Origin of the sequence: Janthinobacterium sp. PLB04 (assembly GCF_021165895.1) — a bacterium.
In the GTDB taxonomy this organism is placed as follows: Bacteria; Pseudomonadota; Gammaproteobacteria; order Burkholderiales; family Burkholderiaceae_D; genus Janthinobacterium; species Janthinobacterium lividum.
Genome location: NZ_CP088968.1, coordinates 5828162 through 5847130 on the forward strand (window position 1 = coordinate 5828162; position 18969 = coordinate 5847130).

An 18969-nucleotide genomic window follows, 5' to 3' on the forward strand; every position below is an offset into this window, starting at 1 on the left:
TTGCTTGTTCAATTGCTGCCGCCAGTCAGGTTAGCTTCCATTTTTTCTTCGCGCGTAAATTTGAAGCGGGTAATGACGACCCACAGGTCATCCTTATCACTTGACAACATGTTCGGTGGGAAACGCCCATACGGCGCCGCGCGGCGCACGATGGCCAGGGCCGCCGCATCGAGCGCGGGGTTGCCCGAGCTTTTCTCCACGCGGGCGCCGCCTTCCTTCTGGTAAATCGTGCCATCCTGGAAGATGGGGATGTAGACAACCAGTTCGCCATACATCTTGCGGCCATTCTTTTGCGGGAAATTCAGGGTGCCGATTTCCTCGATGCGCTTTTGCAGGGTCTTGTAATACATGGCGTAGCCGACTTCCTGCGTGCTGGGCGTAATGAAAGTCTTGCGCGGACGCTTGTTCTGGTCTTCCACGGTCTGGCTGATCTCGGCCGCCATGCGCGCGATGGCCTTGCTGCTTTCCATCAAGTCCGAACCGGATGCGAGCGGATTGGGCTTGTCTTTTTCCGTAACGGGCGCGGCGCTGTAGGGCGTCGGCCTGGCCGCCTGCGTCAGCAGCTCCTGCTGCTTCTGCTCGAGTTCGGCAATGCGCCGGGCGCTGGCCTTGACGCTGTCGCCCTCTTCCACCTGGCGCATGTCGGGCAAGGGCGACTTGGCGCGGCCCTTGTCGGCTTGTCCGCCACCGTCGAGATTGGCTTGCGCCAGGGCATCGGCCTTCAGCGGCTTGTTCGCATGCTTGGCGTTGACCAGGATCACTTCCAGGCCGGGATCGGTAGCCACGGCCCGCTGCGGGGCCGGGGCGACAAAATGCATCGCCAGCAAGGCGCCGTGCGCCAGCAGCGATACCGCCACGGCAATCATCAGGAAACGATTCTCTCGGAAAGACTTCACGCGCAACCCAATTCGCAACAAACACACCATAACAAGATGGCTGAATTCTACGTCAAAGGGCGGTGCCGGCAACAGTTTTCAGCACCGCCTTGATGGCCTGACGACGGCCTTACTTGACCTCGGGTTCGCTGACCACGTCTTCGCTGGCCAGTTCCGCCACTTCCGCATCGGCGTCGCTGACCTGGTTCGCCGCTTCCGGCGATGCTTCCGGCGCCACGTCGCCCTCGTCGGCGCCTTCGTCACCCGATTCTTCTTCGTAATCCAGTTCGGCATCGGCCGCCGCATCCGGTACGGCGGCGATTTCCAGCAGGCGCGCTTCGATGCTCAGGTCGACCTCATCCCAGCGCAACAAGTCCAGTTTTACCTGGGCGCCGCGCGCCACCGATGGCATGCCCGGCAGCTTGATGACCAGCGGAATGTCGACCAGGCGCAGGATCTCGTCTTTCAGCACGACGGCATCGACCTGGCGCGCGTTTTCCTGGTGCAGCCAGCGCAAGCACCAATAGCGTTCCATGTTCGACTGGAAATCGCCATACGCGGCATACGCGGCGTCGAAGGCCGAAACGATGGCGAACAGATTCGCATCGCGCGGCTTGAACGGGGCCACCAGCGGCGCCGTCACGCCATGCTCGGCGCAAGCGATGATTTGCCATTGGTTCACCAGGTCCGTATAGCGGCGCAACGGTGAGGTGCTCCACGCATATTGATCGACGCCCAGGCCCTGGTGCGGCGCCGCATGGGTGACCATGCGCACCTGCATCTTTGCCGCCCAGCTATTGCCACTGCCGCCGCCCTGGCTGCGGTAGATCCCGGGCACGCCATGGTCGTGCAGCATCTTGCCCCAGGTACTGTTGGCAAAAATCATCAGTTCCGCGACGATCTTGTCGAGCGGCGCGCCACGCTTGCGGCGCGCCACGGTGACGATGTCGTTTTCCACATAGAAATTGAAATCGACGCGGTTATTCTGTTCCGGCTTCAAGCCGAACGCTTCGCGTTTCTTCATGCGGCCCTGTTCCAGCTGCTGCGCCCATTGCCACAGCACGGCAAAATCGGCCTTGTGCGGGTACTCGCCTTCGCCGCTGGCCAGGGTTTCCTCGTTGACCAGGTCATCCAGCTGGTTATGGCGCAAATTGCTGGCAATCGGCACCAGCTCGGCGCGCGTCTGCGTGCTGACCACGGCCCAGTCCGCTTTCGGGTCCAGCGTGGCGTACAGCGACAGGGCCGGGCACGTCGTGCCTTCCGCGAGCGTGAAGGCGTTGACGATTTCGTCCGGCAGCATGGTGATCTTGTCGCCCGGCATGTAGACGGTCGACATGCGCTGGCGCGCCATCTTGTCGATCACGTCTTCCGGGCGGATGCCCAGCCCCGGCGCGGCGATGTGTATACCCACTTTCACGGTGCCATCGGGCAGCGGCTGCACGGAGAAGGCATCGTCGATCTCGGTCGTGGTCACGTCGTCGATCGAGAAGGCGGCCACGTCGGCCAGCGGCAGCTTGGCCGTCACGGACGGCACGGGCACGCTCGGGAAGCCGGCGCCTTTCGGGAAGTTTTCGAAGAGGAATTTCGACAGGTGCAAATCTTTCGGTGAAGCAATACCGCCGACAGCCAGCATCAAACGCGGCGGCGTCGTGTGCAATTCCGTGCACGCCGCTTCCAGCGCCTTGTATTCAATCGTGTTCTTGTCCGGCTTGAACAGCAGTTGCAGCACCATGGGCTGCATCGAGGCAGGCAAGCGGTTCTGTTTCAGCTCTTCCACATAGGCGGCTTGCACCAGCGCCTGCTGCTTTTTCTTTTCGATACCGGCCAATGCCGCCTTCAGCGACGCTTCCGGCGCCGCCTTGTAGCGGCCACGGCCTTTCTTGTAGAAATACACGGGCGCCGAATGCAGGGCCAGGATCAGGCCGGCCGCTTCCGGCGGCAACGGTGCGTGGCCGAAATACTCGGCGCCCAGCTCGGCAAAGCCGAACTCGTCTTCGCCCGCCACTTCCCACAGGAAATCGAGGTCAATCTCGGCAGCAACGGCCTTGGCTTGCTCCAGCAGCTCGGCCGGAGCCGGTTTTTCATACTGCAGCAGCACATCCTTGACCTTGACCTTGGTACGCTTGCCGCTGGCCATTTCGACCTGGTACGCTTCACCCGCTTGCGACAGGACCGTGCCGACCTTGAAATCGCCGGATTCTTCAAAAAATAGATTCATTGTTATGCTTTGTTTATTAATGTGTCGGTTGCAACGGTGCGAGTGACGGACGTCAACTCCAGCACCGCCGGCAAAAATACTTCGGTTACCAGCAGCAATCCCTGGTGACGCTGGTACAGGCAGCGGCGGGCAAAAAACAGCGCCTGCTCGCCGGCGCGCTGCCCTTCCAATGCCAGCGCCGCCTGCGCCCGCTGCACCAGCGGGTGGCCGGCGCGCAAGCGGGCAAATTCCAGTTCGCCGCGCCGCACCATGCGGTCGCCAAACAAGGTCGTGCCCAGCGAGCGCTCGCCCAGCGCGGAAAACAAGGGCCAGTCCGTGGCCGTCGCCTGCATGGGCACGACGGTATGGCCAAACACGGCCGGTTTGTTATCACAACGCAACAGCACTTCGCGTTCCCATACCCGGCCCGCGCGGTGCAAACCAATGATGGCGGCCTCGTCCGTCAAACAGCGCGATGTTTTCTGATGCAAACATTGCACGCGGAACGCCTGGCTATGCGCTTTCAGTTTGGCCGTCAGCGAACCGCCGCCCGTGAGCCAGTGGCGCAAGGCCGGCGGCGCATTGACGGCGTTCACGTGCGCATGCCATTGCGCCTGCCGCAGCGATCCCGGCCTCACTTGGCCGCGTCCGCGTCGATGCCGCAAAATGCCAGCACGGGCGCCAGGTATGCGGCAAATTCGCTGATGCCATGGTCGCTGCCATCGATGACGCACTGCTGCGCCCCCTGATAATGCGCCACCATGTCGCGGTAGTCGAGCACTTCATCGCCCGTGGCGGCAATCAGGAAATAGCGTTGCGGCTCGGTAATTTTCTCTACGGCAAAGGTTCGCAGCTCGTCGATGTATTCGCGCTTGAACTCGAATGGCTTGTCCGAATGGAACTCGGTCGTCACGCCCACATGCTGTTCCAGGTCGATCAGGGGCACGATGGCAGGGTTCAGCAGCACGGCGCGGCAACCGAGCCGCTCCGCCAGCCAGGTGGCGTAATAGCCGCCCAGCGAGGAGCCGATGATCGTCAGGTCCGCCGACGCCACATCCTTGACCAGCGACAGGGCCAGTTCGATGGCCAGCTTGGGCGAGGCCGGCAATTGCGGGCACAGCCATTCGGCCTCGCGGCCCAGCGCCTGCATCTGCGCGGCCAGCAGGCGCGACTTCATCGACAGGGGCGACGAGCGAAATCCATGCAGGTACAGAATCATCGGCCCAGCGCCTCCAGCAACTTCTGGTGCACGCCGCCAAAGCCGCCGTTGCTCATGACCACGATCTGGTCGCCGAGACGGGCGCTGGCGGCCACGGCGGCCACCAAGGTATCGATGTCTTCGTAGGCGCTGGCAATCTTGCCCAGCGGCGCCAACGCGTCGCCCAGGCTCCAGCCCAGCGCGGCATGGCTACCGAAACCGAAGACCAGGTCGGCATCCTTGAGGCTGCCCGGCAGCGCATCTTTCATGGCGCCCAGCTTCATGGTGTTCGAACGCGGTTCCAGCACGGCCAGGATACGGCCGCTGCTGCCTATCTTCTGGCGCAGCCCGCCCACGGTGGTGGCAATGGCCGTCGGGTGGTGCGCGAAATCGTCGTACACGGTAATGCCGTTGACCACGCCGCGCACTTCCATGCGGCGCTTGACGCTCTCGAAGCTGGCCAGCGAAGCGCAGGCCTGGGCAATCGGCACGCCCACGTGGCGCGCGGCGGCGATGGCCGCCAGCGCATTGCTGCGGTTGTGCTTGCCCGTGAGCGCCCATGCCACATGGCCTTCCTGCTGGCCATTGAAATACACGTCGAAGCTGCCATCGGCCTGCTCTTGCAGTTGCCAGTTAGCATCTTGACCAAAACTTTCCTTTTCACTCCAGCAACCGCGCGCCAGCACGCGCTGCAGCGACGCTTCGTCGCCGTTGAACACGAGACGGCCAATGCCGGGCACGGTGCGCACCAGGTGATGGAATTGCGTCTCGATCGCGTGCAGATCGGGGAAGATGTCGGCGTGATCATATTCCAGGTTATTCATGACGGCCGTCTTCGCGTGGTAATGCACGAACTTGCTGCGCTTGTCGAAGAAGGCCGTGTCGTATTCATCGGCTTCGATGACGAAGAAGTCCGAGTCGGCGCTCTTGCCCTCGATTTTGCCGCTGAGGCGGGCGGAAATGCCAAAGTTCATCGGTACCCCGCCGATCAGGAAGCCCGGCGCGTAGCCCGCGTCTTCGAGTATCCAGGCCAGCATGGCCGAGGTTGTCGTCTTGCCATGCGTGCCCGCCACGGCCAGCACCCACTTGTTGCGCAAGATGTGTTCACCGATCCACTGCGGGCCGGATACATACGGCAGGCTGCGGTTGAGGATTTCTTCCACCAGCGGGTTGCCGCGCGAAACCACATTGCCAATCACATACAAATCCGGGTTCAGCTTGGTTTGTTCCGGATCAAAGCCCTGGATCAGTTCGATTCCCTGCGATTCCAGCTGGGTGCTCATCGGCGGATACACGTTGGCATCGCAGCCAGTGACTTTATGGCCGGCTTCCTTGGCCAGGACAGCCAGGCCGCCCATGAAGGTACCGCAAATGCCGAGAATATGAATATGCATGTGATCAGTGCGAAAGGTGCACGCTTAAGTAAGTAAGACGGTGAGATAAAAAACAGCAAGTGCAGGATTTTACCTGACGCCATGACTTTTTCCGCTTCGGAGTATCATCTCGCTCATGACAAACGATGCATTTGACGATAGCGCGCAGTTGCGCCTGGAAATCGCTGCCGCTGCCGCGCGCCTCGTGGCGCAGGATGGCGCCGACTATGGCAGCGCCAAGCGCAAGGCGGCGCGGCAAGTCCTCGGTGACGCGCCGAACCTGCCCAATATACTGCCTGACAACGACATGATCGAAGAACAGGTGCGCCAATACAATGCCCTGTTCCTGGCCGACAGCCAGCCGGCGCGATTGTTCCAGCTGCGCACGATCGCGCTGCAGGTGATGGAGGCATTGCAACAATTTCATCCTCTGCTCAGCGGCCCCGTGTTCAATGGCACGGCCGGCCCCCACGACGAGATCTATTTGCAGCTGTTTGCCGAGAGCGCCAAGGAAATCCACATCTTCCTGCTCAATAAAAATGTCGTGCTCGACATGTCCGAAAGCCCGCATTTCAAGGGAGCGCGTTATGATGCGGTCGAGACAGCCAGTTTCTTGTGGAAAAACGAAGGCGTGCACGCGGCCCTGTATGAGCTCGACGATATGCGCGGCGCGCTGAAAGCCAAGGCGGACGGCAAGGTGCTGCGCACCGATATCGCCGGGCTGCGCAGCCTGCTGGCCGCCAGCCTCGCCGATGGCGTGCCGGCTGCCGACTAACATTGATATAGATAAAGTTATGACAAAAAAGAATTGGATCGCCTGTGCCATCGTGGCGTTGATGTTTGGCGGCATGGGCGCTTACGTCGGTTTGAGCAAGGAAAAAGCGAAAGAAGCGGAGAAGGAAGCGGGACCGCTGACGACCGCCATCGCGCCAGGCGCGACGGGTCCCGTCAACGAGCTGTATGCGCTGTCCCTGCCGGACGCGGCAGGCGCCACGCAAGCCTTGTCGCAATGGAAAGGCAAGAATTTGCTGGTCAATTTCTGGGCACCGTGGTGCCCGCCGTGCGTGGAAGAAATGCCGGAGTTATCCGAAGTGCAAGGCCACTACGGGGCGAAAAACCTGCAGGTGATCGGTATCGGCATCGATTCGGCCAGTAATATTGCCACTTTTGCCAGCAAGGTCAAGATCGCCTATCCCGTGTATGTGTCCGGCATGAGCGGCACCGACCTGTCGCGTCATTTTGGCAATGCCACGGGCGGTTTGCCCTTTACGGTGCTGATCGGCGCCGATGGCGAAGTCAAAAAGACCTATCTGGGCCGCTTGAAATTTGATCAGTTGCGCGCCGATCTGGATAAATTGTAAATTCGGAGCGTGCTTTTTTCTCTTGCCAATGCGTATCTTTGGCGGCAAAATGCGGAACTTTCGCTAAAACGGTCTTCCATACATGGCAAAAAACCTCCTTCTGCTCAACGGTCCCAACCTGAATTTGCTGGGAACGCGCGAGCCTGAGGTCTACGGCGCCAGCACCTTGGCCGATATCGAGCAGGCAGCAATGGCGCAAGCCATGGCGGCCGGTGCCGACCTGGTTTGCTTTCAAAGCAACCATGAAGGCGCGCTGATCGACCGCATCCATGCCGCGCGAGCGGAAGGGATCGATGCCATCGTCATCAATCCGGGCGGCCTGACCCATACCAGCGTTGCTTTGCGCGATGCGCTGGCCGGGGTCGCCATCCCGTTCGTGGAAGTCCATATCTCGAATATTTATCAACGCGAAACGTTTCGACATCACTCATTTCTCAGCGCGATCGCGCAGGGGACGATCTGCGGCCTGGGTATCGATGGATATCGGTTTGCCATCGACTTTGCGCTTAAAAAACGTTAATCTACGCGATCTGCACGCATTTAGCGCGGCGATAGGTTCTTGGACATCACCGCATCACTCATAAAACAAACTACATTCCTAGGGGTTTTACATGGATCTACGAAAACTCAAGACCTTGATCGACCTGGTCGCCGAATCGGATATCGCAGAGCTGGAAGTTACCGAAGGCGAAAGCAAGGTTCGCATCGTCAAATCGTCGGCCATGCCGCAAAACCAGATGGTCATGATGCAGCCGCAAGGCATGCAAGCCCAATACCAGCCAGCCGCGCCAGCCGCAGCACCAGCGGCTGCTGCTGCCGTGGTCGCCGCCGAGCCAACCGGCTATGTGGTCAAGTCGCCGATGGTCGGTACCTTCTACCGTTCCTCCGCTCCTGGCAGCGCCGCCTATGTTGAAGTGGGCTCGACCGTCAAGGAAGGTGATACCCTGTGCATCATCGAAGCGATGAAGCTCCTGAATGAAATCGACTCCGATAAAGCCGGTGTCGTGACCCAGATCCTGGTTGAAAACGGCCAACCGGTCGAATTCGGTCAACCCTTGTTTGTGATCGGCTAAAACCCAGTCCACACGGCCGGCAACGGCCGTTTGCAGTTTTAGCCCCTCACACTTGTTGTTTCGCCGGCTCGCCGGCTCTCACAGACATACGCGAACCTACCATGTTTGAAAAAATCCTGATTGCCAACCGTGGTGAAATTGCCCTCCGTATTCAGCGCGCCTGCCGCGAAATGGGCATTAAAACGGTTGTAGTCCACTCCGAAGCCGACAAGGACGCGAAATACGTCAAGCTGGCCGACGAATCCGTTTGTATCGGCCCGGCACAGTCGTCCCTGAGCTACCTGAACATGCCCGCCATCATCAGCGCTGCTGAAGTGACGGATGCGCAAGCGATTCACCCAGGCTATGGCTTCCTGTCGGAAAATGCCGACTTTGCCGAACGCGTCGAGAAATCGGGCTTCGTCTTCATCGGCCCCCGCTCCGAATCGATCCGCTTGATGGGCGACAAAGTGTCGGCCAAGCAAACCATGATCAAGGCTGGCGTACCGTGCGTACCCGGCTCGGAAGGCGCGTTGCCGGACGATCCGAAAGCGATCGTGCAAATTGCCCGCAAGATCGGCTACCCGGTCATCATCAAGGCCGCCGGTGGCGGTGGCGGACGCGGCATGCGCGTGGTGCACACGGAAGCGGCCCTGATCAACGCCGTGGCGATGACCAAGACGGAAGCCGGCACGGCCTTCGGCAACCCTGAAGTGTATATGGAGAAGTACCTGGAAAATCCGCGCCACGTGGAAATCCAGATCCTCGCCGACGAACACAAGAACGCCGTCTGGCTGGGCGAGCGCGACTGCTCCATGCAGCGCCGCCACCAGAAAGTGATCGAAGAAGCACCAGCGCCGGGCATCCCGCGCAAACTGATCGAGAAAATCGGCGACCGTTGCGCCGAAGCTTGCCGTAAGATCGGCTACCGCGGCGCCGGCACGTTTGAATTCCTGTACGAAAACGGCGAGTTCTATTTCATTGAAATGAATACCCGCGTGCAAGTGGAACATCCGGTTACCGAGATGATCACCGGCATCGACATCGTGCAAGAACAGATCCGCATCGCGGCCGGCGAAAAACTGCGTTTCCGCCAGCGCGACGTCCTGCTGTCGGGCCACGCCATCGAGTGCCGCATCAACGCCGAAGATCCCTTCAAGTTCACGCCATCGCCAGGCAAGATCGTGTCGTGGCATGCACCGGGCGGTCCTGGCATCCGCGTCGACTCGCACGCCTACGCCGGCTACTACGTGCCGCCGCACTACGACTCGATGATCGGCAAAGTGATCGCTTACGGCGCCACGCGCGAGCAGGCGATCCGCCGCATGCAGATCGCCCTGTCCGAAATGGTGGTCGAAGGCATCAACACGAACATCGCCCTGCACCGCGAACTGATGATCGACGCGCGCTTCATCGAAGGCGGCACCAACATTCACTATCTGGAACAGAAACTGGCCGACATGCCGGACCTGGGCAAGAACCTGAATGGCGGCAGCCCCAGCATCGCCAAGAAGTCCGAAATCAAGGCGGGCGCATGAGCTGGACGGAAATCGTCATCGAAATCGCCCGTGACAACGCCGAGGCCATGTCCGACGCGTTGATGGAAGCGGGCGCCCTGTCGGTCTCGGTGGAAGACGCCGATGAAGGCACGGATGCCGAGCAGCCGCTGTTTGGCGAACCGGGCATGGAACCGAAGGAAGCGGCGTGGGAACGCAGCCGCGTGGTGGCGCTGACGGACGTCGACGCCGACCAGGCCGCCATCGTGGCCGCTGCGGCCCAGGCGGTCGGCATGGCGGAAGTTCCCGCCTTTGCCATGCGCCCCGTCGAAGAGCAGGACTGGGTGCGCCTGACCCAGTCGCAATTCGCCCCGATTCACATCGGCAAGAATATCTGGGTCGTGCCCAGCTGGCACGAGGCACCGGATCCTGACGGCCTGATCCTGGAACTGGACCCTGGCCTGGCCTTCGGTACGGGCAGCCACCCGACCACGCGTTTGTGCATGGAATGGCTGGAAGCCAATCCGGCCCCTGGCAAGACCGTGCTCGACTACGGTTGCGGTTCCGGCATCCTGGCCATGGTGGCCAAGAAACTCGGTGCGCAAACGGTGGCCGGCGTCGACATCGACCCGCAAGCGATCGAATCGGCGCGCGACAATGCCGAACGCAACCAGTGTGAGATCGAATATTTCTTGCCAGACACGTTTGCCACTTCGGCACACGCCACGGCCAAGTTTGACATCGTCGTCGCCAACATCCTGTCGAGCCCATTGAAGCTGATGGCGCCGATGCTGTCGGGCCGTGTCGCCGATGGCGGCGCGCTGATCCTGTCCGGCGTGCTGGCACGCCAGGCGGAAGAAGTGGCGGCTGCCTACGCACCATTCATCCAGCTGGGTGTGTGGGCCGAGCAAGATGGCTGGGTGGCCCTGCATGGCCGCCTGGGCAGCACGCAAGCACCTGCGCCCCGCGCGGAAGGTGCATAAGCACAGCAATGGCCCTCGCCACCAAATGCCCCCATTGCAACACGATATTTCGGGTCGCTGCTGACCAATTGAAGTTACGTGGGGGCATCGTGCGCTGTGGCACGTGCAGGGAAGTGTTTGACGGCAATGCCGCGCTGATCGATCCAGCCGCGGCATCGCCGTTTTTAACGTCCGCCCCCGGCACTGCCGCTCCCCTGCCAACCAGTTATCCGGCCGACAACAGCCTGCCGTCCGCCACGGACGACGAACCCATTTATTCCCTCGACTTCGACACCTCGTTCGACCCGTTCGGCATCCTGCCGGAAACGGCGCAGCTCAAGGAGAACGAAGACGATGGCGAGCACATCGAGCTGGACCTCGACGTGGCACTGCCTGACGAGGCGCTGGCCGACACGCCTGCCGCTACACCGCTCGACCTGCCTGAATCTGCTGCAACACCGGCAGAGCTGCCCGAACCACCATTGCCCCAGCCGATGGCGCCCTTCAAGCGCCGCCAGATCGATGACGCGCCCGCCTTCGCAACGTATTTGCGCGATAGCCGCCGCGAACCAAACCTGGAAACGGTGGCAGCCCCGGCCGCTCCGGCATTGCCTGCCGCTGAAAAAGTCAGTCTGGACAAGCCCGCGCGCCGGGAACCCACGCTGGCCGACCATTCCTTCACGCCATTGCCCGCCGCCCCCGTCGCGCCGGATGCCGCCGAAGAGCAGGAAGAACCCATCCTGCCGCCGGCCGACGACGAGCCGGCCTTTGTGACCTTGGGCCGGCGCCGCGAACAGAGCGGCAAGGCCTTGCGCGTGGCCATGGCCATCGGCTCGGTAGCACTGCTGCTTTTACTATTCCTGCAAGTGATGACCACCTTCCTCAATCCGCTGGCGGCGCAATTTCCGCAGTGGAAGCCGACCCTGGTCGCGCTGTGCAAGCTCAGTGGCTGCCAGGTCGACTTGCCGGCGCAGATCGAGGCGCTGGCCATCGAGCAAGGCGAGTTGCAAACCTTGAAGGAACAGACCTTTTCCTACGTCTCGCTGCTGCGCAACCAGAGCCGCAGCGTGCAAGCCTGGCCCAGCATCGAACTGATACTCAACGACGCCAACGACAAGCCGGTCTTGCGCCGCGTGATCGCGCCGCGCGACTACCTGCCGGCCACGATCGACGTGAGCACGGGGTTTGCGCCGCGCTCGGAACAAACCATCAAACTGTATTTCGCATTAGACCAGCTCACGGCGTCTGGCTACCATATCGCCATCTTTTACCCTTAACAGACACTATCATGACCAAAACATCGCTGATCTGCGGCTCGCTTGCCACCGACACCATCATGCAATTCCCCGGCCGCTTCGGCGAATCCCTGCTGGCCGACCAATTGCACAAGGTGAATGTCTCCTTCCTCGTGCCCACCATGCGCACGGAGTTCGGCGGCTGCTCGGGCAACATCGCCTACAGCCTGAAAATGCTGGGCGGCGACCCGCGCATCGTCGGCGTCATGGGGCAAGATAGCGCCGCCTACCTGGAACGCCTGCAAAAGCTGGGCATTTCCACCGCCAACATCCTCATCAAGGCCGACAGCTACAACGCGCAGTGCTTCGTCACGGCCGATGCGGACAATAACCAGATCAATGCCTTCCACCCGGGCGCCATGTCGTTTGCGCATGAAAACCCGATCGCCAATGCGGGCCCGGCCAAGGTGGCCATCATTTCGCCGGACGGCGACCAGGGCATGCTCAAGCACGCCGCCGACCTGGCCGGGCTGGGCATCCCCTTCATGTTCGACCCGGGTCAACAGTTGCCACGCTTCAATGGCGAACAGTTGATCGACTTCATCAACAAAGCCACGTATGTATCGGCCAACGATTATGAGATGGAAATGTTGATGGAACGCACGGGATTGACCCTGCCGGACATCGCCAGCCGCCTGGAAGCGCTGATCGTCACGCGTGGCGAAAAAGGGTCGGAAATCTATACGGACGGCAAGCGCATCGACATTCCTGTCGTGACCGCCAAAGAAGTGCTGGACCCGACCGGCTGCGGCGACGCCTACCGTGCCGGCTTGCTGTTCGGTATCACCAACGACCTGGGCTGGGAAACCAGCGGCCGTCTGGCCAGCCTGCTGGGCGCCATCAAGATCGCCACCCAGGGCGCGCAAAACCATGTGTTTACGCCCGAGAGCATCGCCGAGCAGTTCGAAGCGGCGTTCGGCTACCGCTATTAATATGTAGTCCGGTCGGCTTGCGCCCAAGCGCCAGGCCGACCTTCTCGCATTACCTCACCACAATAATCATCCCCACCAGCACCTGCGCGATCTGCAGCAGGATCAAAGCCACCAGCAGCGACAGATCCAGGCTGCCGACCAGCGGCACGACCTTGCGTATCGGACGCAGCAGGGGCTCATTCAAGGCCCGTACAAACGGCGCCAGCGGCGCATGCGGGTTGACCCAGCTGAAGATGGCTTCGATGATCAGCAAGGCCATGAAACCGTAGAGTATCCATTGCAGGAAGCGTTGCAGCGACTTGAGCAGCACCACTTCGACAGGATAGCCGGAAATAAACAGCACCGAGCTGGCCAGCAGCACGATCAGGAAGGCGCCGATCAGGCTGGCCCAGTCATACCCGCCCACGCCCGGCACCACGCGGCGCAGGGGGCGCACCAGCCAGTCGGACAATTGAAACGTGAATTGCGCCACCGACGAAGGCGGCCGCACGCGCACCGCCTGCATCCAGAAGCGCAGCAGCAACACGCCGCCCAGCAAGGTGGCGATGGTATCAACGATCAATGTAAGGATAACGATCAGCACGACTAATTCTCCAAAAAAAAACCGCTGTGTGATTGAGTCACACAGCGGCGTGTTGCCTCATCCAGGCACCCGTATCGTTGGAATTACGATGGGCGGGTGCTGGTTGGGAATGGCCAGGCTGCAGCCGGAGCCAACACGGTTTTTGCTACAGGTGCGATAGGTGCCGATGGCTTGGCGACAGGAGCTGCCTTCTTCGGTGCGGCCTTTTTAGGCGCCGCCTTCTTGGCGGCTGGCTTGGCTGCCACGGCGGCTGGTGCCGCTGGGGCTGCTGCCGGCGCTGCTGCCGGTGCGGCTGCCACGACTGGCGCTGCGGCTGGCTTGGCGGCAGGTTTCGCTGCTGCTTTCGCTGCCGGCTTCGCGGCTACCTTGGCGGCTGGCTTGGCTGCAACTTTTGCTGCTGGCTTCGCTGCTACCTTGGCCGCTGGCTTCGCTGCAGGTTTTGCTGCAACCTTGGCCGCAGGTTTCGCTGCTGCTTTGGCTGCCGGCTTGGCTGCGACTTTCGCTGCTGGCTTGGCGGCAACTTTCGCTGCCGGCTTCGCTGCTACCTTGGCCGCTGGCTTGGCTGCAGCTTTTGCTGCCGGCTTCGCTGCTACCTTTGCCGCTGGCTTGGCTGCAGCTTTCGCTGCTGGCTTCGCTGCCGGTTTGGCTGCTGCTTTTGCCGCTGGCTTGGCTACCGCTTTTGCCGCTGGCTTCGCTGCAGCTTTTGCTGCTGGCTTGGCTGCTGGCTTGGCTGCTGCTTTGGCGGCCGGCTTCGCTGCTGCCTTGGCGACGACTTTTTTCGCTGCTGGCTTGGCTGCCGCTTTGGCGGCCGGTTTCGCTGCTGCCTTGGCTGCAGGTTTCGCTGCGGCTTTTTTCACTGCTGGCTTGGCTGCAGCTTTTGCTGCTGGCTTGGCGGCTGCCTTGGCGACGACTTTTTTCGCTGCTGGCTTGGCTGCTGCCTTGGCGGCCGGTTTCGCTGCTGCCTTGGCTGCTGGCTTCGCTGCAGCTTTTTTCACTGCTGGCTTGGCTGCTGCCTTGGCCGCTGGTTTTGCAGCGGCTTTTGCTGCTGGCTTGGCGGCCGGTTTGGCTGCGGCTTTTTTCGCTACAGGCTTGGCTGCTGCCTTGGCTGCAGGTTTCGCTGCCGGTTTTGCTGCTGCCTTGGCCGCTGGTTTCGCTGCGGCTTTCGCTACTGCCTTGGCAGCCACTTTTGCTGCAGGCTTGGCTGCGGCTTTGGCGGCTGGTTTTGCGGCTGGTTTCGCTGCGGCTTTGGCAGCTGGTTTAGCGGCAACCGTCTTTGCTGCGGCTGCCGGCTTCTTCGCGGCAGGAGCAGCCTTGGCGGCTGGTTTCTTTACTTCTGATTTCTTAGCGGCTGTTGCCATTTGTCTCTCCTTCATCTGAGATGAGAAATTTAAGCTACAAGATTTAAACCCGTCCGACCCACCACAGGGATAGGCCAGGCGAATTATTCATCGGCGCAAACGGTCGTTTGCGCTAATGAATTCGGCACCAGCTGAACTGCTGCAACTCCTCACGTTTGCAGCACTTCAGCCATCGTCGGTGCCACCCTGCTTTATCTCGCAGCTGGTGGCAAAGTCTGAATTCGGTCATTCGTTTTCGATGCCGTGCGTTTTTTCGCTCCTCGCATCGCGCTCGCTACAACACCGATGCGTCAAATAAAAAACCGCCATGCCTGAAAAAATTCGGGCACGGCGGCAGACGAAAACGGTGTGGTTTTGTGCATATCCGTGTAAATCTGTATCCCTGTTTTGCGAGGTTTTTTCGCTACCGCGCTGGTTAAAAAACCCCGCATTCTAACGCTCGCATTTGCAATCTCATAAAGTACACGAAAACCTTGTCAATGCGCAACCGGCACGACACGTTTTCGCCCGCTTTTTTGCACGTTACGCGTGCTATCGCACAATCGCGCGCCAAATGCCGCCGCCAGCGTGTCCGGAAACGATATTTACTAGCTGTCTCGCGCGCATTGGCGCCATCAAAAAAATGCGTCGCGGCGCGCGCGATGCGGCGAAAAAATGGCCGCACTTTTCTGTGCCGCCGCATGCGATGCACATGCGCCGCCGCGCCGCTGCGCGCCACGAAAAAGCGGCTAACAAAAAGCGGCATGCGATGCCGCAGCCTGTCTTCAGAACGATGGCGGCGGGCTGGATAAAAACAGGCCAGGCTAGCGCGCGTCATTGGACGACGCGAGCCGGGAGAGGGCCAGCGCAGTATCGATGAAAGCGCGTAGTTTGGGCTGGCTCTGGGTACGGGCAGGAAAATACAGGAACAATCCACTCGTCGGCGGCACGTAGTTTTCAAGCACCCGCAGCAAGCTGCCGCTTGCCAGGTCACCTTCGATTTCCACATCCGGCATATACGCCAGGCCCAGACCCGAGCGGGCGAAATCGGCGATCAGCGTGGTGTCGTTGACGACCAGGGGCGCGCCGGTTTCCACCAGAAATTCCTCGCCATCGCGCACGAAGCGCCAGCGGTGCAAGGCGCCGGAAGTGTGGAAGCGGTAGGCCAGCGTGTCGTGGCGCACCAGGTCTTCCGGGATCAGCGGCTGCCCTTTCCGCTCGAAGTAGCCGGGCGCGCCAACCACGGACCAGCGCAAGTCCCCCGTCAGGCGCACCGCCACCATCTCCTGCTCCACGGACTGTCCCAGGCGGATGCCGGCGTCGTAACCGTGCGCCAGCAGATCGACCGCGCCATCGTCGAGCGACAGGTCGATGGTCACGTCAGGATAGCTGCTGCGAAAACGCGGTATCAATGCGCGCATGACCAGCGCGCTCAGCGCGCGCGGCACCGTCAGCCGCAGATGGCCGGCAGGCCGGTCGCGAAACATGGTCAGCGCCGCGAAGGCGTCATCGATCTGCCGGGTAGCGCCGGCCAGGCTGGCGTACAGGCCCGCACCGGCTTCGGTGAAGGCGACATTGCGCGTATTGCGCTTGAAGAGCAGCACGCCATGCTGGCGCTCCATCACCTTGACCGCCTTGCTGACGGCCGTCACCGTCACGCCAAGCTGCAGTGCCGCGGCGCTGAAACTTTTGCGCTCGGCGACCGCGAGAAAGGTACGGATACCATCGAGAGAGTTATTTTTCATGCGCGCTCACGCAGCCAATAATGAACCTGAAGTTTAAAGCCTATCGCCGCTGCTGTACTATTTCTCTGCAATTGAACGCCATATGATGGTCGCTCCCTACCTCCCCCCAAAAGGAAGCACCATGTCTCTCCTCATGCCGGCAATCGTCGGCGACTACTTTACCGCTGAAAACCATCACGATAGCAACGCCGTGGCGCAGTGCTTCGCAGCCGATGGCGTCGTGCATGACGACGGCCATGCGCACGCGGGCCATGCCGCCATCAAGGCCTGGAAGGAAGCTGGCAGCAAGCAGTACGGCGCCACCGTCAGCCCCACCTCGGCCGACACCCGGGGCGCACGCTGCGTGGTCACCAGCAGCGTCAGTGGCAGTTTCCCCGGCAGTCCGCTGGAGCTGCGCTTTGCCTTCACGCTCGCCAGCAACCGCATCCAGACCCTGGAGATCAGCGCATGAATACCGATTTCAAGGACAAGCGCGTGCTGATCACGGGCGGCACCAAGGGCATGGGCGAGGCGACGCTGAAACTGATGCTCGAGCGCGGCGCGCGCGTGGCGACCACGGCGCGCGCCGCCAGCGGCAGCTTGCCGGCCGGCGTGCATTTCATCGCGGCCGACCTGCGTACCCGCGCGGGAACCGACACGCTGATCCGGGAAGCGCTGGCCAGCCTGGGCGGGGTCGATATCCTGATCAATAACGTGGGCGGTTCGACGGCCGCGGGCGGCGGCGCACTGGCCCTGGACGACGATGCCTGGCAAGACGCGCTCGATGGCAACCTGCTTGCCGCCGTGCGCCTCGACCGCGCCCTGCTGCCGGCGATGGTGGCACGCCAATACGGGGTGATCATCCACATCTCGTCGATCCAGCGCAGCCTGCCGCTGTACGAGTCGACGCTGGCGTATGCGGCCGCCAAGGCTGCGCTGAGCAACTACAGCAAGGGGTTGTCGAAGGAATTCGGCCCGCAGGGCATCCGCATCAATACCGTCTCGCCGGGCTTCATCGAAACCACGGCGGCCCACGCGATGATACGGCGCTGGGCCGGCCACGCCGGCATCACCGAAGATGCGGCCCGCCAGAAGCTGATGCAGACGCTGGGCGGCATTCCCATCGGCCGCCCGGGCAAGCCGGAAGAAGTGGCCGAACTGGTTGCCTTTCTGGCCTCGGACCGCGCCGCGTCGATCCACGGCGCCGAGTATGTGATCGACGGCGGCACCATCCCGACCGTCTAAGCCCGCTGCAACAAGCGCTCCACATGGCAAAAGGCCCCGCATCCGCGAGGCCTTTGTGACATGACTGGTAACGCTATCGGCTGGCTTATTCCCAGTTCAGCGCGCCGCCGGTCTGGTATTCCGTCACGCGCGTCTCGAAGAAGTTGCGTTCCTTCTTCATGTCGATCATCTCGCTCATCCATGGGAATGGATTTTCCTCCTGGGCGAACAGCGGCTCGATGCCGATCTGCTGCGCGCGGCGGTTGGCGATGAAGCGCAGATAGCCCTTGAACATCGGCGCATTCAGACCCAGCACGCCGCGCGGCATGGTGTCTTCCGCGTACGCGTATTCCAGTTCCACGGCCTTCATGAACAGGTCCTTGATCTCTTCGCGGAAGGCGGCTGTCCACAGCTGCGGGTTTTCCATCTTGATCGTGTTGATCAGGTCGATGCCAAAGTTGCAATGCATCGATTCATCGCGCAGGATGTACTGGTACTGCTCGGCAGCGCCCATCATCTTGTTCTGGCGGCCCAGCGCCAGGATCTGCGTGAAGCCGACGTAGAAGAACAGGCCTTCCATCAGGCAGGCAAAGACGATCAGGGACTTCAGCAGCTTCTGGTCGTTTTCCACCGTGCCGGTCGTGAACGCCGGATCGGTCAGGGTGTTGATGAACGGGATCAGGAATTCATCCTTGTCGCGGATCGACTTGACTTCGTTGTAGGCGTTGAAGATCTCGCCTTCGTCCAGACCCAGCGATTCGACGATGTACTGGTAGGCATGCGTGTGGATCGCTTCCTCGAACGCCTGGCGCAGCAGGTACTGGCGGCATTCCGGCGCCGTGATGTGGCGGTAGGTGCCCAGCACGATGTTGTTGGCGGCCAGCGAGTCGGCCGTCACGAAGAAGCCCAGGTTGCGCTTGACCAGGCGGCGCTCGTCGTCCGTCAGGCCATTCGGGTTCTTCCACAGCTCGATATCGCGCTGCATGTTGACTTCCTGCGGCATCCAGTGGTTGGCGCAGCCGGCCAGGTATTTGTCCCACGCCCATTTGTACTTGAACGGCACCAGCTGGTTGACGTCCGTCTTGCCGTTGATGATGCGCTTGTCGTCGGCATTCACGCGGCGCGCCACTTGCTCGGCGTTCGCTTCGGACGGCTCGGCACCTGCCGGCAGGTTCAATTCGGTATTTCCCAGTGGCGCTTGCTGCGCCGGACGCGGCACAGCTGCCGACGTGGTTTCATCATCCCAAGACAACGACATATTCTTCTTCCTTTCCATGCCGGCGAGCCGGCGATCCGCAACAGGCCCGTTGTATCGGACAATGCGGACATTGACAACATTGAATCAGCCCGGCCGTGCCGG

Annotated in this window: 20 protein-coding genes; 11 read left to right on the forward strand and 9 right to left on the reverse strand. The window is 61.4% G+C overall.

Translation table 11 applies throughout. From position 1 onward, the window contains the following. Positions 1-8: 8 nt before the first annotated feature. The 5 genes from LSO07_RS25770 to mpl form a co-directional block, all read right to left on the reverse strand. Positions 9-866: an energy transducer TonB family protein gene (locus tag LSO07_RS25770; RefSeq protein ID WP_034780245.1), complete on the reverse strand. Its 858-nt coding sequence runs from the start codon at positions 864-866 to the stop codon at positions 9-11. Between the two features lie 139 nt (positions 867-1005). After that, positions 1006-3093, reverse strand: a complete 2088-nt coding sequence (locus LSO07_RS25775; RefSeq protein WP_151097005.1) for a ribonuclease catalytic domain-containing protein — start codon at positions 3091-3093, stop codon at positions 1006-1008. A gap of 2 nt (positions 3094-3095) precedes the next feature. Further along, complete coding sequence (locus LSO07_RS25780) at positions 3096-3710, reverse strand: chorismate--pyruvate lyase family protein (protein WP_070281552.1); 615 nt, start codon at positions 3708-3710, stop codon at positions 3096-3098. Then, entirely contained in the window at positions 3707-4291 is a 585-nt protein-coding gene (locus tag LSO07_RS25785; RefSeq protein WP_151097007.1) for a YqiA/YcfP family alpha/beta fold hydrolase, read from the reverse strand. Before LSO07_RS25785 ends, LSO07_RS25780 begins: the two co-directional genes overlap by 4 nt. After that, positions 4288-5628, reverse strand: coding sequence for a UDP-N-acetylmuramate:L-alanyl-gamma-D-glutamyl-meso-diaminopimelate ligase (gene mpl / locus LSO07_RS25790; protein WP_231773024.1), 1341 nt, complete (start codon positions 5626-5628; stop codon positions 4288-4290). Before mpl ends, LSO07_RS25785 begins: the two co-directional genes overlap by 4 nt. Before the next feature lie 151 nt (positions 5629-5779). Here mpl and LSO07_RS25795 point away from each other — a divergent pair, with 151 nt between their 5' ends. From LSO07_RS25795 to LSO07_RS25830, 8 genes are all read left to right on the forward strand, one after another. Then, on the forward strand, positions 5780-6418 hold the full coding sequence (locus LSO07_RS25795; RefSeq protein WP_151097011.1) for a hypothetical protein: 639 nt from the start codon (positions 5780-5782) through the stop codon (positions 6416-6418). A gap of 19 nt (positions 6419-6437) precedes the next feature. Beyond that, positions 6438-7004 (forward strand): TlpA family protein disulfide reductase, encoded by a 567-nt coding sequence (locus tag LSO07_RS25800; protein ID WP_034780251.1) that lies wholly within the window; start codon positions 6438-6440, stop codon positions 7002-7004. A gap of 82 nt (positions 7005-7086) precedes the next feature. Next, positions 7087-7524: a type II 3-dehydroquinate dehydratase gene (gene aroQ / locus LSO07_RS25805; protein WP_034746628.1), complete on the forward strand. Its 438-nt coding sequence runs from the start codon at positions 7087-7089 to the stop codon at positions 7522-7524. 91 nt (positions 7525-7615) lie between these two features. Next, positions 7616-8077 (forward strand): acetyl-CoA carboxylase biotin carboxyl carrier protein, encoded by a 462-nt coding sequence (accB, locus tag LSO07_RS25810; RefSeq protein WP_151097013.1) that lies wholly within the window; start codon positions 7616-7618, stop codon positions 8075-8077. Between the two features lie 101 nt (positions 8078-8178). Further along, entirely contained in the window at positions 8179-9594 is a 1416-nt protein-coding gene (gene accC / locus LSO07_RS25815; protein WP_034746622.1) for an acetyl-CoA carboxylase biotin carboxylase subunit, read from the forward strand. After that, entirely contained in the window at positions 9591-10535 is a 945-nt protein-coding gene (gene prmA, locus LSO07_RS25820; RefSeq protein ID WP_034780253.1) for a 50S ribosomal protein L11 methyltransferase, read from the forward strand. The genes accC and prmA overlap by 4 nt, the downstream gene beginning before the upstream one ends. An 8-nt stretch (positions 10536-10543) precedes the next feature. Continuing rightward, positions 10544-11791, forward strand: a complete 1248-nt coding sequence (locus LSO07_RS25825; RefSeq protein ID WP_151097015.1) for a DUF3426 domain-containing protein — start codon at positions 10544-10546, stop codon at positions 11789-11791. 11 nt (positions 11792-11802) lie between these two features. Next, positions 11803-12741: a carbohydrate kinase family protein gene (locus LSO07_RS25830; RefSeq protein WP_070281558.1), complete on the forward strand. Its 939-nt coding sequence runs from the start codon at positions 11803-11805 to the stop codon at positions 12739-12741. 49 nt (positions 12742-12790) lie between these two features. Here the strand turns inward: LSO07_RS25830 and LSO07_RS25835 are convergent, their stop codons facing one another. Further along, entirely contained in the window at positions 12791-13324 is a 534-nt protein-coding gene (locus tag LSO07_RS25835) for a YggT family protein (RefSeq protein WP_034780256.1), read from the reverse strand. Between the two features lie 253 nt (positions 13325-13577). Between LSO07_RS25835 and LSO07_RS25840 the strand changes: the two genes are divergently transcribed. Then, positions 13578-14585: a hypothetical protein gene (locus tag LSO07_RS25840; RefSeq protein WP_191909762.1), complete on the forward strand. Its 1008-nt coding sequence runs from the start codon at positions 13578-13580 to the stop codon at positions 14583-14585. 512 nt (positions 14586-15097) lie between these two features. On the opposite strand, the gene LSO07_RS25845 is transcribed toward LSO07_RS25840, so the two are convergent. Both LSO07_RS25845 and LSO07_RS25850 read right to left on the reverse strand, forming a co-directional pair. Then, a complete protein-coding gene (locus LSO07_RS25845) occupies positions 15098-15499 on the reverse strand; it encodes a hypothetical protein (RefSeq protein WP_151097019.1) in 402 nt (133 codons plus the stop codon). Then, positions 15486-16406 (reverse strand): LysR family transcriptional regulator, encoded by a 921-nt coding sequence (locus tag LSO07_RS25850; protein WP_151097021.1) that lies wholly within the window; start codon positions 16404-16406, stop codon positions 15486-15488. The genes LSO07_RS25845 and LSO07_RS25850 overlap by 14 nt, the downstream gene beginning before the upstream one ends. A gap of 121 nt (positions 16407-16527) precedes the next feature. On the opposite strand from LSO07_RS25850, the gene LSO07_RS25855 reads away from it, so the two are divergent. Together LSO07_RS25855 and LSO07_RS25860 are read left to right on the forward strand one after the other, a co-directional pair. Beyond that, on the forward strand, positions 16528-16857 hold the full coding sequence (locus LSO07_RS25855) for a nuclear transport factor 2 family protein (RefSeq protein ID WP_191909763.1): 330 nt from the start codon (positions 16528-16530) through the stop codon (positions 16855-16857). Continuing rightward, on the forward strand, positions 16854-17630 hold the full coding sequence (locus LSO07_RS25860) for an SDR family oxidoreductase (protein WP_151097025.1): 777 nt from the start codon (positions 16854-16856) through the stop codon (positions 17628-17630). The genes LSO07_RS25855 and LSO07_RS25860 overlap by 4 nt, the downstream gene beginning before the upstream one ends. Positions 17631-17715: 85 nt before the next feature. Here LSO07_RS25860 and LSO07_RS25865 read toward each other — a convergent pair whose 3' ends face one another. Continuing rightward, entirely contained in the window at positions 17716-18867 is a 1152-nt protein-coding gene (locus LSO07_RS25865) for a ribonucleotide-diphosphate reductase subunit beta (RefSeq protein WP_070281563.1), read from the reverse strand. Positions 18868-18969: the final 102 nt, after the last annotated feature.